At 72.1% G+C, this 14,888-nt stretch carries 13 protein-coding genes; 6 read left to right on the forward strand and 7 right to left on the reverse strand.

Annotated features, from left to right (window positions below):
* Positions 1-59: 59 nt before the first annotated feature.
* Positions 60-1,196 carry a DNA polymerase III subunit delta' gene (locus SANBI_RS16005; protein WP_056127899.1) on the reverse strand — a complete coding sequence of 379 codons (1,137 nt, stop codon included), beginning with the start codon at positions 1,194-1,196 and terminating at the stop codon, positions 60-62.
* Between the two features lies 1 nt (position 1,197).
* Positions 1,198-1,857 carry a dTMP kinase gene (tmk, locus tag SANBI_RS16010; RefSeq protein ID WP_319156780.1) on the reverse strand — a complete coding sequence of 220 codons (660 nt, stop codon included), beginning with the start codon at positions 1,855-1,857 and terminating at the stop codon, positions 1,198-1,200.
* Positions 1,858-1,997: 140 nt separating this feature from the next.
* On the opposite strand from tmk, the gene SANBI_RS16015 reads away from it, so the two are divergent.
* On the forward strand, positions 1,998-2,666 hold the full coding sequence (locus SANBI_RS16015; RefSeq protein WP_319156782.1) for an HAD-IA family hydrolase: 669 nt from the start codon (positions 1,998-2,000) through the stop codon (positions 2,664-2,666).
* A gap of 27 nt (positions 2,667-2,693) precedes the next feature.
* Here SANBI_RS16015 and SANBI_RS16020 read toward each other — a convergent pair whose 3' ends face one another.
* The gene (locus SANBI_RS16020; RefSeq protein WP_319156785.1) at positions 2,694-3,149 is read right to left on the reverse strand and encodes a MarR family winged helix-turn-helix transcriptional regulator; all 456 of its coding nucleotides are present in this window, start codon (positions 3,147-3,149) and stop codon (positions 2,694-2,696) included.
* A 98-nt stretch (positions 3,150-3,247) separates the two neighbouring features.
* Between SANBI_RS16020 and SANBI_RS16025 the strand changes: the two genes are divergently transcribed.
* Positions 3,248-3,631: a hypothetical protein gene (locus SANBI_RS16025; protein WP_319156787.1), complete on the forward strand. Its 384-nt coding sequence runs from the start codon at positions 3,248-3,250 to the stop codon at positions 3,629-3,631.
* 33 nt (positions 3,632-3,664) lie between these two features.
* On the opposite strand, the gene SANBI_RS16030 is transcribed toward SANBI_RS16025, so the two are convergent.
* Both SANBI_RS16030 and SANBI_RS16035 read right to left on the reverse strand, forming a co-directional pair.
* The gene (locus SANBI_RS16030; RefSeq protein WP_319156789.1) at positions 3,665-4,747 is read right to left on the reverse strand and encodes a Gfo/Idh/MocA family protein; all 1,083 of its coding nucleotides are present in this window, start codon (positions 4,745-4,747) and stop codon (positions 3,665-3,667) included.
* Positions 4,744-5,820 (reverse strand): Gfo/Idh/MocA family protein, encoded by a 1,077-nt coding sequence (locus tag SANBI_RS16035; RefSeq protein WP_319156791.1) that lies wholly within the window; start codon positions 5,818-5,820, stop codon positions 4,744-4,746. Before SANBI_RS16035 ends, SANBI_RS16030 begins: the two co-directional genes overlap by 4 nt.
* A 103-nt stretch (positions 5,821-5,923) precedes the next feature.
* Here SANBI_RS16035 and SANBI_RS16040 point away from each other — a divergent pair, with 103 nt between their 5' ends.
* Positions 5,924-6,919, forward strand: a complete 996-nt coding sequence (locus SANBI_RS16040; protein ID WP_319156794.1) for a phosphodiester glycosidase family protein — start codon at positions 5,924-5,926, stop codon at positions 6,917-6,919.
* Positions 6,916-8,013, forward strand: a complete 1,098-nt coding sequence (locus SANBI_RS16045) for a glycosyltransferase family 2 protein (RefSeq protein WP_319156796.1) — start codon at positions 6,916-6,918, stop codon at positions 8,011-8,013. The genes SANBI_RS16040 and SANBI_RS16045 overlap by 4 nt, the downstream gene beginning before the upstream one ends.
* 52 nt (positions 8,014-8,065) lie before the next feature.
* Here the strand turns inward: SANBI_RS16045 and topA are convergent, their stop codons facing one another.
* Both topA and SANBI_RS16055 read right to left on the reverse strand, forming a co-directional pair.
* Positions 8,066-10,954, reverse strand: a complete 2,889-nt coding sequence (topA, locus tag SANBI_RS16050) for a type I DNA topoisomerase (protein WP_319156798.1) — start codon at positions 10,952-10,954, stop codon at positions 8,066-8,068.
* Positions 10,955-11,040: 86 nt separating this feature from the next.
* Positions 11,041-12,192 carry a phosphatase PAP2 family protein gene (locus SANBI_RS16055; RefSeq protein ID WP_319156800.1) on the reverse strand — a complete coding sequence of 384 codons (1,152 nt, stop codon included), beginning with the start codon at positions 12,190-12,192 and terminating at the stop codon, positions 11,041-11,043.
* A gap of 158 nt (positions 12,193-12,350) precedes the next feature.
* Here SANBI_RS16055 and SANBI_RS16060 point away from each other — a divergent pair, with 158 nt between their 5' ends.
* Both SANBI_RS16060 and SANBI_RS16065 read left to right on the forward strand, forming a co-directional pair.
* Positions 12,351-13,145 carry a response regulator transcription factor gene (locus SANBI_RS16060; protein ID WP_056127880.1) on the forward strand — a complete coding sequence of 265 codons (795 nt, stop codon included), beginning with the start codon at positions 12,351-12,353 and terminating at the stop codon, positions 13,143-13,145.
* Complete coding sequence (locus tag SANBI_RS16065; protein ID WP_319156803.1) at positions 13,142-14,845, forward strand: sensor histidine kinase; 1,704 nt, start codon at positions 13,142-13,144, stop codon at positions 14,843-14,845. The genes SANBI_RS16060 and SANBI_RS16065 overlap by 4 nt, the downstream gene beginning before the upstream one ends.
* Positions 14,846-14,888 lie beyond the last annotated feature (43 nt).

The raw sequence follows: 14,888 nt of genomic DNA on the forward strand, positions 1-14,888 counted from the left end.
CCCGCCAGCCGACCGGCTGTCGCTCAGCCCGGGCTCCGGTCCGCCGTCCAGCCTCCTGCTCAGCCCTGCGGCCGCAGCGCGATCGCCATCGCCTCGAGCGCGAGGACCGGCGACACGTTGCCTCCCAGCCGCGTGCGTGCGACGCCGATCGCGTCCATCCGCCGCACGGTCTGCTCCGGGGTCGACTCCTCGGCGAGCGCCTGGACTGTCTCCGCGAGCTCGGTGTTGACGAGGTCGACCTGCGCCCCGAGCTGGACCACCAGCACGTCGCGGTAGAGAGACAGCAGGTCGACCATCGACCTGTCGAGCACGTCACGCTGGCGCCGGGTCGCGCGCCTCTTCTGGTCGTCCTCGAGCTGCTTGACCTGCGAGCGCAGCGACGGCGGCAGCGTCTGGCTGCCCTCGGCGCCGAGCGAGCGCAGCAGCTCGGCCTTCTCGGTCGCGTCGCGCTCTTCGGTGGCCGACCTCGCCTCGGCCTGCGCGACCTCGACGAGCTCACCGGCCGCGATGACGGCGTCGGGCACCCCGCGGATCTTGCGGGCGATCGACAAGACCGACGAACGGCGCTGGCGGGCACCGGCGTCTCGGGCCAGACGCCGTGCGAGGCCGATGTGGGACTGCGCGGCGCGGGCGCTCGCGAGGGCGACGGCCGGCTCGATCCCGTCACGGGACTCGAGCAGCGCGGCGACGTCCTCGACAGGCGGGATGCGCAGGCTCACGCCGCGGCAGCGCGAGCGGATGGTGACCATGACGTCCTGCGGGCTGGGTGCGCAGAGCAGCCAGACCGTGCGTGGCGGCGGCTCTTCGATCGCCTTGAGCAGCACGTTGGTGGTGCGCTCGGCCATGCGGTCGGCGTCCTCGACGAGGATCACGCGCCACCGTCCCTGCGAGGGGGTGCGGGAGGCGAGGGTGATGAGCGAGCGCACCTCGTCGATCGCGATGGTGACCTTCTCGGTCGCGACGACCGTGAGGTCGGCGTGTGTCCCGGCGAGGGTGGTGGTGCAGGCGTGGCAGTGGCCGCACCCGCCCTGCTCGCACTGGAGCGCCGCGGCGAAGGCACGGGCGGCGTTGGACCGCCCGGACCCGGGCGGTCCGGTGAGGAGCCAGGCGTGGGTCATCGCCGACGGGTCGGCGATCGCGCCCCGCAGGGTCGCGACGGCGGTGTCCTGCCCGACGACGTCGTCCCAGACCGACACCTCAGACTCCCTCGGGCAGCGCGAGGCCGAGGCGCTGGGCGACAGCCTCACGGATCGTCTCGTGGATGTCGTCGACGGTCCCGGAGGCGTCGACGACCACCCAGCGGTCGGGGTCCTGGGCGGCACGGTCGAGGTACGCCTGCCGGGTGCGCTGGTGGAACTCGTCCCCAGCACGCTCGAGGCGGTCCGGGGCGGTGTCGAGGCGTCGCGTGCCGACGAGAGGGTCGATGTCGAGCAGCACGGTCGCGTGCGGCAGCAGGCCCTCGACGGCCCACAGGGACAGCTGCTCGATCTCCTCGACGGGCAGCGTGCGCCCGCCGGCCTGGTAGGCGACCGAGGAGTCGAGGTAGCGGTCGGTGATGACCACGTCGCCGCGCTCGAGAGCGGGGCGGACGAGGGAGGCGACGTGGTGCGCGCGGTCGGTCGCGTAGAGCAGCGCCTCGGTCCGCGGGTCGACGTGGTCGCCGTGCAGGACGGCCTGGCGCAGCACGAGCCCGAGCTCGGTGCCGCCGGGCTCGCGCGTCCAGACGACGCTGCGGCCGGTGACCTGCTCGAGCCACAGCCCGAGGAGCCTGGACTGGGTGGACTTCCCGGCGCCGTCGCCGCCCTCGAAGGAGATGAAGTACCCCTGCTGGCCGCCTGCCTGCTCGTCTGCGCTCACGCCCCACAGCCTATCTGTGCCCACCGACGCGTCGACGCGTCCCCCAGCCGGTCCGGGTGCTGCCCCAGCAAGGGCCACACAGCCCCGCCCCCACCCGTGGCCCCGGCACCCGGTCCGTCGGCGCTTGTAGTCTCGGGGGCATGCTCTCTCCAGGACTGGCCTTCGCCGACCGCACCTTCGACGCCATCCTCTTCGACATGGACGGGACGCTCATCTCCTCGATCGAGGCCGTCGACCGCAGCTGGGCCCTGTGGGCCCGTGAGCACGGCTTCGGCGAGGACTTCCGGATCGCGCACGGGACCCCCGCGCGCTCGCTCGTCGAGCGCCTCGTCGCACCCGAGCAGGTCGAGGCGGCACTGGCCCGCGTGACCGAGATCGAGCTGTCCGACACCGACGGTGTCCGCGTCCTGCCCGGCGCCGCCGAGCTGCTGGCCTCGCTCCCCCGGGACAGGCACGCGATCGTCACCTCGTGCACCCGTGACCTCGCCGCCGTGCGCATCGCGGCCACCGGGATCGGCGCACCCGAGGTGGTCGTCACGGCTGACGACATCACCCGCGGGAAGCCCGACCCCGAGCCGTTCCTGCGTGGCGCCGAGCTGCTCGGCTTCGCGCCCGAGCGTTGCCTCGTGGTCGAGGACGCCCCCGCCGGGCTCGCCTCGGGCCGGGCGGCCGGCTGCGCGACGCTCGCGGTCGCGGGCACGCACACCCTCGACGAGCTCGACGCAGACGCGCACGCCTCGGGTGTCGACGCCGTCGCCGTGCGGGTCAACGCCGACGGGTCGCTGACCCTCGTCGACCGCAGGCCGTGAGGGCCGAGGCCCGTCAGGCCTCGTAGATCAGAGGACGCCGGCGTCTCGCCCTGCCTCGACGACCCGGGCGACGGACCGCCTGACGTCGGTCAGCTCGTCGAGGGTGAGCCCGGTCCGCCGGACGACCTGCTCGGGGATGCCCTCGGCGACGACGCGCAGCGCTGCTCCCTCAGGGGTCAGCGAGACCATCATGACCCGAGCGTCGTCGGCGCCGCGAGCGCGTGCCACGTACCCGGTGGCCTCGAGACGCTTGACCAACGGTGTCAGGGTCCCCGGGTCGAGGTGGACGAGCGAGGCGATGCTCGTCATCGACAGGTCGCCGTGCTGCCACAGCGCGAGCATCACGAGGTACTGGGGGTGCGTGAGGTTGAGCGGCTCGAGGATGGGCCTGTAGACGGCGACCATCGCCCGCGCCGCTGCCGAGAGCGCGAAGCAGACCTGGCTCTCGAGGGCCAGCGGGTCGGTCGCAGGGGTCGCACTCATCCGGTCATCGTACGCACAGACGCGCTATGCTTGGTACACCAATGGTTGGTGCACCAACAGTCGACGTGCGGACAGCGCGCCGAGAACGGAGGAGAGCCGTGATCTTCGGACGTCGCCGCGCTGCAGCCCGTGCCCAGCGAGAAACGCTCGAGCCGCACACAGGTGACGGCACGACCTCTGGGGACGACACAGACCAGCACGCTCCCGGACGGGCCGAGCACGCAGCGGACCACCCCGACGGCCGCTCGGGCGGGCTGCGGATCACCGAGGGCCTGCTGCCGATCTTCGGCCCGGCCCAGGTCGGCGACTCGACGGCGCCGCTGCGCCCTGCCTCGGAGGCAGAGCGCAGCAGGGACCGTGCGTTGCGGACCACCCTCACCCGGGTCGTCGGCGCCGACGGCAAGAGCTACGTCGTCGCCGTCCCGGACGAGCCGACCGGAAGCCAGATCAGCGAGCAGGACGCCGGGGAGCCCGAGGCCTGACCGGTCGGTCAGGCCGTGGCGCCCACCGGTCGGTCAGGCCGTGGTGACCACCGGTCGCCCTGCCGAGACCTCGCCCGGGTACACGACCCCGAGCTGGGCGCGGACGTCGTCCATGATCTCCATGAGCTCGACGGTCTGGTCGAGGGTCATGCGCGGGCTCTCCGTGAGCCCGGCCGCCACGCACCGGGCCACCTCGGCGGCCTCGTACTGCTTGCCCTCGACCACCAGCACGCCGTCGGCGTCGCGCAGCCGGCCGTCGTACTCGGTGACACCCTGGGCGTTCTCGACCCGGAAGGTCGTCGGCACGAGGTAGCGCTCGTCGATCTCGATCCGCCCCTCCGAGCCGACGATCGTCGCCGTCCCGGGCGCCGTGGTCCGGACCGAGGTCGTGAGGATCGCCAGAGCCTCCTGCCCGTAGCGCAGCACGATCGTCTCCTGAGCGTCGACCCCCGTCGGCGCCAGCAGACCTGTCGCACGGACCTCGTCAGGGGTGCCGAGCAGGTCGACCGCGAAGGACAACGGGTAGATCCCCAGGTCGAGCAGCGCTCCCCCGGCCAGGGCCGGGTCGAACATCCTGTGCGTCGGGTCGTAGGGCACGGTGACGTCGAAGCCTGCCCGGACCTCACGGACCGTCCCGATGTCGCCGCGCTGGACGATCTCACGGAGCATCGCGGTGTGCGGCAGGTGCCGCGTCATCATCGCCTCCATGCAGAACACCCCGGCGGCACGGGCCGCCGCGACGACCTCGCGCGCCTCGGCAGCGTTCCGCGTGAAGGCCTTCTCGACGAGCACGTGCTTGCCCGCGGCGATCGCGAGGAGCGCGTGCTCGTGGTGGTGCGAGTGCGGCGTCGCGACGTACACGGCGTCGACGTCAGGGTCGGCGACGAGCTCGTCGTAGGAGCCGTAGGAGCGCTCGATGCCGTGGTCGGCCGCGAAGGCGGCGGCCTTGGCAGCGTCCCGGGAACCGGCCGCCACGACGGACCCGCTCGTGTGCTCGCGGACGGCGTCGGCGAAGGAGCCGCCGATCCAGCCGGCACCGAGCACACCCCAGCGCAGCGCCGGGGCCAGACGCGGGTCGTCGACCGCGGGGGTCGACCCCACGGCGGCGTCGCTCATACGCCCCGCTCCTCGCCCGGGTAGACCACGCCGACCTGGCGGCGGATCTCGTCGAGCGCGTTCATCACGTCGAGCGTGCCCTGCCACGACATGCGGTCGGACTCGGTCTTGCCCTCCGACACGAGCCGGGCGACCTCGGCCGCCTCGAAGGCCAGCCCCTGCACCTGCGGCGTCGAGTAGGAGCGGGTGGTGCCGTCGCGGCGCGTCACCCGGAACGACGTCGGCGTGTAGAAGGCGCCGTCGATCTCGATGCGACCCTCCGTGCCGGAGATGCTCGCCGTGGTCGGTGTGGCCGACCACAGGGTCGTGTGCAGGAGCGCCTGCTGGCCGCTCTCGTAGTCGAAGACGATGCTCACCTGACCGTCGACACCGGTCTCCGTCAGCTGGCCGACAGCCGTGACCGACGACGGTGCACCGAGGATGTCGTGCGCGAAGGACACCGGGTAGACCCCGAGGTCGAGCAGCGCACCGCCGGCGAGCTCAGGGTTGACGAGCCTGTGCTCGGGCGGCACGTCGAAGTACTGGCCGTGGTCGGCGACCACGGTGACCACACGGCCGATGTCGCCGCGCTCGATGATCTCGTGGATCGCGGCGACGTGCGGCAAGAACCGGGTCCACATGGCCTCCATGACCAGGACGCCCTGGGCCTTCGCGGCGGCGAGCACCTCGTCGGCCTCGGCGGCCGACTGCGTGAAGGCCTTCTCGACGAGGACGTGCTTGCCCGCGCCGATCGCGAGGAGCGCGTGGTCACGGTGGTGGGAGTGCGGGGTCGCGACGTACACGACGTCGACGTCGGGGTCGGCGACGAGCGCCTCGTAGGAGTCGTGGACGTGCGCCTGCGCGGCGTCGTCGCCGAGGTGCTCGTCGGCGAAGGCACGGGCCTTGGACTCGTCGCGCGAGCCCACGGCGACGACTGTCGAGGCGGTGTCCTGCGTGACGGCGCGGGCGAAGGCGGCGGCGATGCCACCGGCTCCGAGGATGCCCCACCGGACGGCGGGCGCGTCGGCCGGGGAGGGCACGGCGTCGGTGAGGGAGATGGTCGTGGTGTCTGACGGTTCGACGCTGAGAGTCATGCGCCCACGCTAGCCGAGTGGCACCAGACGGTGCTCGACGAGCCACGGGAGCACCTCAGCCGGCACATACCTGCTGCACAGACCCCCTCGGTACACCTGCACCATGAACCAGCCGACCCGCACCCCCGAAGCTCCACGCAGACCGCGCCGCGTCCGGCGCGCGGTCCTCGCCGGGGTCCTCGCCGTCGCCCTGCCCGTCGCGGGCGGCACGGCCTGGGCCCTCGACAGGTACGTCGTCGAGCACGTCGAGATCTCCGACGTCGCCGCCTACGAGGCCAGCCAGGCGGCGGCGACAGGCACCTCGACGGCCTCGACCGCAGACACAGCAGGGTCCGACACCTCTGGTGTCCTCACCGACACCACCTACACCTCCGACGACGCCGACATCTCTGTCTCGACAGTCACGACCGGGACCGGCGACGACACCGTGACGTACTACGTCGCCGACGTGACCCTCACCGACGCGACGGTCCTGCGCTCTGCCTTCGCGCAGAACGCCTTCGGCGAGAACATCACCGAGACGACCTCGGACATCGCCGCCGACAACGACGCCGTCTTCGCGATCAACGGCGACTACTACGGCTTCCGGGACACCGGGATCGTCATCCGCAACGGCGTCGTCTACCGCGACGAGGGCGCCCGGCAGGGACTGGCCTTCTACACCGACGGCCACGTCGAGGTCTACGACGAGACCTCGACGACGGCCGACCAGCTCGTCGCCGACGGCGTGTGGAACACCCTGTCCTTCGGTCCCGCGCTCCTGGAGGACGGGCAGGTCCTCGCCGGGATCGATGACGTCGAGGTGGACACGAACTTCGGCAACCACTCGATCCAGGGCGAGCAGCCCCGTACTGCCGTCGGCGTGGTCGACGACAACCACCTCGTCTTCGTGGTGGTCGACGGGCGCAGCCCCGGGTACAGCGCCGGCGTCACCATGACGGGTCTCGCCGAGATCATGCAGGGCCTCGGTGCCACGACCGCCTACAACCTCGACGGCGGCGGGTCCTCGACGATGGTCTTCGGCGGCGAGCTCGTCAACGACCCGCTCGGCAAGGATCAAGAGCGCGGCACCTCTGACATCATGTACATCGGCGGGTGAGGGCCGTGATCGTGCTGGTCCCCGCCTACGAGCCGGCAGCCCCGCTCGTCGACCTCGTCTCCTCGCTCCGGGCAGCCGACCCTGCGCTGCATGTCGTCGTGGTCGACGACGGCTCCGGACCGGCCTTCGCGCCGGTCTTCGCCGCGGCGCAGGCCGCCGGGGCCCTCGTGCTGACGCACCCGACCAACCGCGGCAAGGGCGCGGCGCTGAAGACGGGGTTCGCCTGGGTCGTCTCGGTCTCCCCGGGGCACGATGTGGTCTGCGCCGACTGCGACGGTCAGCACAGCGTGGTCGACGTGCTCCGCGTCGCCGACAGGGTGCAGACCTCCGAGGCCGCGATGGTCCTCGGCTCGCGCCGGTTCGTCGGTGACGTCCCGCTGCGCAGCCGGGTCGGCAACAGCATGACCCGGGCGATGTTCCGCCTCTCCACGGGCCTCGACGTCCACGACACCCAGACCGGGCTGCGCGGCTACCCGGCCGCGATGCTGCCGTGGCTGCTGACCGTCGACGGGGACAGGTACGAGTACGAGCTCAACCTGCTGCTGCGCGCCTCGGCCACCGGGCGGAGCGTCGAGGAGGTCGAGATCGCGACGATCTACCTCGACGACAACGCGTCGTCCCACTTCAGGCCCGTCCGCGACTCGGCACGGATCTACGCACCGCTGCTGAAGTTCATGGTCGCCTCCTTCGCGGCGTTCCTCACCGACACCCTGGTGCTGCTGGTCCTGCACGCGCTCACGGGCTCGTTGCTCGGTGCTGTGCTCGGCGCACGCGCCGTGAGCTCGACGGTCAACTTCGTCACCAACCGCCGGCTCGTCTTCGAGTCGGCCCGGGAGAGACCCGTCGGCTCGGCGGCGGTCCGGTACTCCGCCCTGGTCGTGCTGCTCCTCGCTGCCAACTACGCCCTGCTGCTGGCCCTCACCTCAGCCGGGCTGGCCCTGCTCCCCGCGAAGGTGCTCACCGAGGTCGTGCTCTTCGCCGCGAGCTACGAGCTCCAGCGCCACGTCGTCTTCGCCCGCCCCCCGCGCGGCCGGTCGACGGCGCAGGCTGTCGCCGCTACCAGGGAGACCTCGAGACGCGCGTCCAGAGCCTGACGCAGCGAGCCCCGGCGACCAGCAGGTCGTCGGGGCTCGCTCGCACCGTCGGTCAGGCCTCCGGCGTGGCCTTCTTGGCGGGTGCCTTCTTGGCCGGGGCCTTCTTCGCGGTCGTCGTCTTCGCAGCCGTCGTCTTCGCGGTGGTGGACCTCGCCGCCGTGGCCTTGGCGGGGGTCTTCTTCGCCGGGGTCTTCTTGGCAGCAGCAGCCCGGGTGGTCTTCTTGACCGGTCCCTTCGCGCGCTTCTCGGCGAGCAGCTCGACGGCCTGCTCGTGCGTGATGCCCTCGATGGTGATGTCCTTCGGGAGCGTCCGGTTGGTCGTCCCGTCGGTCACGTAGGCACCGAAGCGGCCGTCCTTGATGACGATCGGCTTCTGCGAGGTCGGGTCTTCGCCGAGCTCCTTGAGCGGCGGCGCGGCCGTAGCCCCGCGGCCGCGCTTGGGCTGAGCGTAGATCTCGAGGGCCTCGGCGAGGGTGACCGTGAACATGGCCTCTTCGCTCGGGAGCGTCCGGGAGTCCGTGCCGCGCTTGAGGTACGGGCCGTAGCGGCCGTTCTGCGCGGTGATCTCCGTGCCGGACTCCGGGTCGACACCGACCACGCGCGGCAGGGAGAGCAGCTGGAGCGCGTCGTCGAGGGTGATCGTCTGGAGCGACTGGGTCTTGAGCAGCGATGCCGTGCGCGGCTTCGGCAGGGCAGCCTTGGCACGCTTGAGCGCAGCAGCCGAGAGACCTTCGTCGAACTCGGGCTCGGGCAGCACCTCGGTGACGTACGGGCCGTAGCGGCCGGCCTTGGCGACGATGGTCGTCTCGGTCGACGGGTCCACGCCGAGGACGATGTCCCCGTCGCCCTGCGTCTCGAGGAGCTCGCGCGCCTTCGCGACGGTGAGCTCGTCCGGGGCGACCTCGTCGGGCACGGAGGCGCGCGGCGGGTTCTCACCCTCCTTGACCTCGGCGGCGGTGTCTTCGATGTACGGGCCGTAGCGTCCGACGCGCAGCGTGATGCCCTCGCCGATCGGGACCGAGTTGATCTCGCGGGCGTCGATGTCACCGAGGTCTTCGACCAGCTGGCGCAGCCCCTCGTCCGAGCCTTCGGTGTCGTCACCGAAGTAGAACTGGGTCAGCCAGGCGACCCGCTCCTTGTCGCCCGCGGCGATCGCGTCGAGGTCCGCCTCCATCTCGGCGGTGAAGTCGTAGTCGATGAGCTGCCCGAAGTGCTCCTCGAGCAGCCGGATCACCGCGAAGGCGAGCCAGCTGGGCACGAGGGCCTGGCCACGGCTCAGCACGTAGCCACGGTCCTGGATGGTCGAGATGGTCGAGGCGTAGGTCGAGGGTCGGCCGATGCCGCGCTCCTCGAGCGCCTTGACCAGGCTCGCCTCGGTGAAGCGCGGCGGCGCGGAGGTCGAGTGCCCGTCGGCGGACAGCTCGCGCGACGTCATCGCGTCGCCCTCGGCCATCTGCGGCAGGCGGGCGTCGCCCTCGGCCTTCTTCGGGTTCTCGGTGCCGTCGGCCGAGTCGTAGCGCTCGGAGTCGCGGCCCTCCTCGTAGGCGGCGAGGAAGCCGCGGAAGGTGATGACCGTGCCCGAGGCCGCGAAGACCGCGTCGGTCTGGGCACCGGGGCCGGCGTCGCCGATCGTCGGCGCTCCCGCCGGGAGGGTGCCGGCGACACCGAGGCGGACCGAGGCGGTCGACCCGCGGGCGTCGCCCATCTGCGAGGCGACGGTGCGCTTCCAGATGAGCTCGTACAGCTTGAACTGGTCGCCGCTGATCTCACGGGACACCTGGGCCGGGGTCCGGAAGGAGTCACCGGCGGGGCGGATGGCCTCGTGGGCCTCCTGCGCGCCCTTGGACTTCGAGGCGTAGACGCGCGGCGAGGACGGCACGTACTCGGGCCCGTAGAGCTCTGCGGCCTGGCGGCGCGCGGCGTCGGTGGCCTGGGTGGACAGCGACGGGGAGTCCGTACGCATGTAGGTGATGTAGCCGTTCTCGTACAGGGTCTGTGCCGTGCGCATCGCCTGCCGCGAGGACATGCGGAGCTTGCGCGACGCCTCCTGCTGGAGGGTCGAGGTGGTGAACGGCGCGGCGGGTCGACGCGTGTACGGCTTCGTCTCGAGGCTGCGGACCACGGCCGGCTGGTCGGCGAGAGCGGTCACCAGGGCGTGGGCCGCCTGCTCGTCGAGGTGCACGACGCCCTTGGCGTTCTTGAGCGTCCCGGCGTCGGTGAAGTCGCGGCCCGAGGCCACGCGCGAGCCGTCCACCTGGACGAGCTTCGCGGAGAACCACTCGCCCGCGTCGGGGCCGTCCTGGGTGGTGAAGTCACCCGAGACGTCCCAGTAGTTCGCGGTGACGAAGGCCATGCGCTCGCGCTCGCGCTCGACCACGAGACGGGTCGCGACAGACTGCACGCGCCCGGCCGAGAGGCCCTGACGGACCTTGCGCCACAGGACCGGCGAGACCTCGTAGCCGTAGAGGCGGTCGAGGATGCGGCGGGTCTCCTGCGCGTCGACCATGCGGCCGTCGATCTCGCGGGTGTTCTCGAGGGCCCTGTTGATCGCCTCGCGGGTGATCTCGTGGAACACCATGCGGTGCACGGGGACCTTCGGCTTGAGCTCCTGGAGCAGGTGCCACGCGATGGCCTCGCCCTCGCGGTCTTCATCGGTCGCGAGGTAGAGCTCGTCGGCGTTCTTCAGCGCCCGCTTGAGCTCGGCGACCTTCTTCTTCTTGTCGGCGTAGACCTCGTAGTACGGCTCGAACCCGCCGTCGACGTTGACGGCGAACTTGCCGAAGGGGCCCTTCTTCATGTCCGCAGGCATCTCTGACGGCTGCGGGAGGTCACGGATGTGTCCGACGCTCGCCTCGACCTCGTAGTCGTCGCCGAGATAACCGGCGATCGTGCGCGCCTTGGCGGGCGACTCCACGATGACGAGCTTGCGACCAGCGGACATTCAGAGCCCTGCTTCCGTGACGAGAGGTGGTGCGAGACCTGGACAGGCGTTCAACTCGGCAGCCTACGGCCTCCGGGCTCCAGTCGTCACACCTGGCCGCTGCGGGAGGCCGTCGAACGGGGCCTCGCGACGGTCTGGCGGAGCGCCAGGAGGAGGCCGAAGGAGACGGCCGTGGCGGCCACGACACCGGCCGCGCCGCCCGCGTAGGCGACCAGCTCGGCCTGGGAGGTGAAGGGCTGGCCGCTCCCGTCGACGACGGTCGCCGTCTGCTGGAGGGCCCAGAGCGCGACCCCAGCGGCCCCGGTCCCGGCCACGCCGAGGATCGCGAGGACCCAGGCGGACGACGAGCCCTTCGGGGCGGAGATCTTGCGCGGGCGGTCGTCGGCGGGGCCGGGGTCCTGGGCGTCGCGGGTGGTCAGCGCGCAGGCGAGGGCTCCCCAGAACAGCACCACGAGGACGGCGGCGACCACGTCGCTCGGCCTGTGCCACTGTCCCACGAGCGTGGAGATCCCCGTCGCGGCGGTGTACCCGGCCCCGAAGATCGCGACCCACGGCCGCGCGAGGCGCGGGACTGTGAGCAGCAGCGCGACCGAGACGGACGCCGCGACGGTGGTGTGCCCGCTCGGCAGAGAGTTGGTCCACCACATCTCGGAGTCGAAGACCGGTCGTTCGAGGACGATCTTCTTCAGCACCTGCGTGGTGAGGTTCGCCCCGCCGACGAGGACGAGGGCCTGGACGGCGAGCAGCCAGCGCCTGCGGACCAGCGCGGCGAGGATCGCAGCGAGGGTGCCCAGGACCACGAAGCTCACCGAGACGACGCCGAGGACGGGTTCGGCGACGGTCCACAGACGGGTGCGACCTGTGAGGGCACCGTCGTAGGCGTAGTCCTCGATCACCTGGCCCGTGCGGGTGGCGACGAAGACCTCCCACACGACCACGATGCCTGCGGCCGCGGCGACAGCCACGAGCACCGCGAGGAGGCGGGTGCGGACGGGGACGCCCGTCCAGAGGTCTGCGCCTCGTGGTGCGCTCGGCGGGCGGTGACCGCCCGCCCGGGGACGGCCCGCCGGCGAGCCTGCCGAGGTCACGGTGCTCGCAGGGCCGACAGGTCCACGAGGACCTGCAGGGCCCGTCGGGAGGACCTGGGTGGCGCGGGTCGACGGCGCGGGCCGCCCACGGCGTGCGGCGCCCGAGGCACCCGCAGCCGGCAGCACACCGGGTCGTCGGTCGGAGTTCACCGTCCAACGGTAGTCCACCCCCTGTGACCGTCCTGGGAAGACCGTGTCGACGAGTCGCGCACACCGGTGCCGGTCGGGTGGTCTCGAGGTGCACCCTCACAGGAAACTCATAGCCCGGGCTCAGGACACCCTGGGGCAAGCCGGAGCACCATGGAGCCATGGCCTTCTCCGACACCTCCGCCCGCGCCGCCCTGCCGCGCCTCACCCGCGCCGACGGCAGCCCCCTGCGGGTGCTCGTCGTCGACGACGAGCCCAACCTCGCCGAGCTCCTCACCTCGGCTCTGCGCTACGAGGGCTGGGACGTCTCGACGGCCCTCGACGGCCAGTCCGCGGTGCGCCTGGCACGGGAGACCCTGCCCGACGTGATCGTCCTGGACATCATGCTGGGCGACATCGACGGCATCGAGGTGCTGCGCAGGATCCGCCAGCAGCAGGACGGTGTGCCGGTCCTGTTCCTCACCGCGCGCGACTCCGTCGAAGACCGCGTCGCCGGGCTCACCGCCGGGGGCGACGACTACGTGACCAAGCCCTTCAGCCTCGAAGAGGTCGTCGCGCGCCTCCGCGGGCTGCTGCGCCGGGCCGGGGCGAGCGCCGCGCGCGACGAGGCGCTGCTGGTGGTCGGCGACCTGACCCTCGACGAGGACTCGCACGAGGTGAGCCGGGGTGGCGACGACGTGCACCTGACCGCGACAGAGTTCGAGCTGCTCCGCTACCTCATGCGCAACGCGCGACGGGTGATGTCGAAGGCGCAGATCCTCGACAGGGTCTGGCAGTACGACTTCGGCGGGCAGGCGAACATCGTCGAGCTGTACATCTCCTACCTGCGGCGCAAGATCGACGCCGGCCGCGAACCGATGATCCACACGCTGCGCGGGGTCGGGTACGTGCTCAAGCCCGCAGTCTCTGCTGCGCAGGTGTCGACCACCGCCGTGGGCGCCGGGCCGGCTGCGTGAGCGCGGTGCCCGCGGCCGACGACCGAGGTCACGCGCAGAGCCGGCGACGTCCGTGGACGCTGCGCCGCCAGCTCGTCGCGCTGCTCATCGGTCTCGTGCTGCTCATCTGCTCGATCCTCGCGGTGGTGTCGACGCTCTCCTTGCGCAGCGAGCTGGTCGGGCAGATCGAGGACGACCTCCGGCAGGCGAGCTCGCGTGCCGTCGACAGGCCGCTCAAAGACCTCGGCGGCTCGTCGACCCCACCGGCCTCCGGGTGCCCTGACGGTGGAGACTGCTCGGCGGCCGACCCCGGGCAGGCTCCCTCCCAGTACCAGGTCCCCGGCCAGGGGGCGGGCGACATCGACGTCCTGCTCTCGGGGAGCACGGTCGTGCACGCCGGGTACGTGGACGAGAGCGGGGACTTCCGCTCGCTCGTGGGGACCGACGCCCTCGCGACCCTCGAGGCCCTCGCCACCGACGGCCGCATCCACGAGGTCGACCTCGGCGACCTCGGCAGCTTCCTCGCGATCTCGACCACCACGCCCTCTGGGGACACCGTGGTCACCGCGGTCTCGACAGCGCCTGCCGACGACCCGCTGCGCTCCTACGTCGCGGTCGAGGTCGCGCTCATCGTCCTCGCCGTGCTGCTCGCCGCTGCGGCCGCGACAGTCCTGGTCCGGCGGGCGCTGCGCCCCCTCGAACGCGTGGCGGGCGCCGCGCTGCGGGTCTCCGAGCTCCAGCTCGACAGGGGCGAGGTCGAGCAGATCCACGGCGTAGACCCGCAGGACACCGACGAGCGGACCGAGGTCGGGACCGTGGGGGCAGCGCTCAACAGGATGCTCGGGCACGTCGAGTCGTCGCTCGCCGCCCGGCACGAGTCCGAGACGCAGGTCCGCCAGTTCGTCGCCGACGCGAGCCACGAGCTGCGGACCCCGCTCGCCTCGATCCGCGGCTACGCCGAGCTCGTCCGACGGTCGCCCGACGACGTCCCCGTCGACACGCTGCGCGCGCTCGACCGGATCGAGTCGGAGGCGCTGCGCATGGGCGCCCTCGTCGAAGACCTGCTGCTGCTCGCCCGGCTGGACGCCGGCCGTCCGCTCGAGCGCGAGGAGGTCGACCTCACGCTGCTCGCCGTCGACGCGCTCGCCGACGCCCACGCGGCCAGCCACGACCACGTGTGGGAGCTGGACCTGCTGAGCACTGAGCGCACAGGCAGCACTGGCAGCGCTGAGAGCACTGGAAGTACTGACAGCCCAGGCAGCACTGACGGCACTGAGGGCACCGACGATGCGGACGACGACGCGCCGGCCCCCGACGTCGTCGTCCGCGGAGACGAGGCGCGGCTGCGGCAGGTCTTCGTCAACCTGCTCAGCAACGCCCGGGTCCACACGCCTCCGGGGACCCGGGTGGTCCTCGGGCTGCGGGCCGAGCCCGGGACTGTGGTCGTGAGCGTGACCGACGACGGCCCGGGCATCGCTCCGGCGCTGCTGCCGTCGCTGTTCCAGAGGTTCAGCCGCGGGGACTCGGCCCGCAACCGCGTCGGGGGCTCGACGGGTCTCGGCCTCGCGATCGCCCAGGCGATCGTGCAGGAGCACGGCGGCACACTCACGGCGCACAGTCCGGCGCAGCCGCTCGGAGGCGGCCCCGGGACCGGTCCCCGTGGCACGGGGGAAGCATCCTGCGGGGCGACCTTCGAGGTCAGGCTGCCGCGGTCCGGCTAGAGGTCGGGCTGCGACCGCCCGTCCGGCGGTCAGGCCACGCCGG

This window comes from Sanguibacter biliveldensis (assembly GCF_033798665.1).
Classification (GTDB): domain Bacteria; phylum Actinomycetota; class Actinomycetes; order Actinomycetales; family Cellulomonadaceae; genus Sanguibacter; species Sanguibacter inulinus.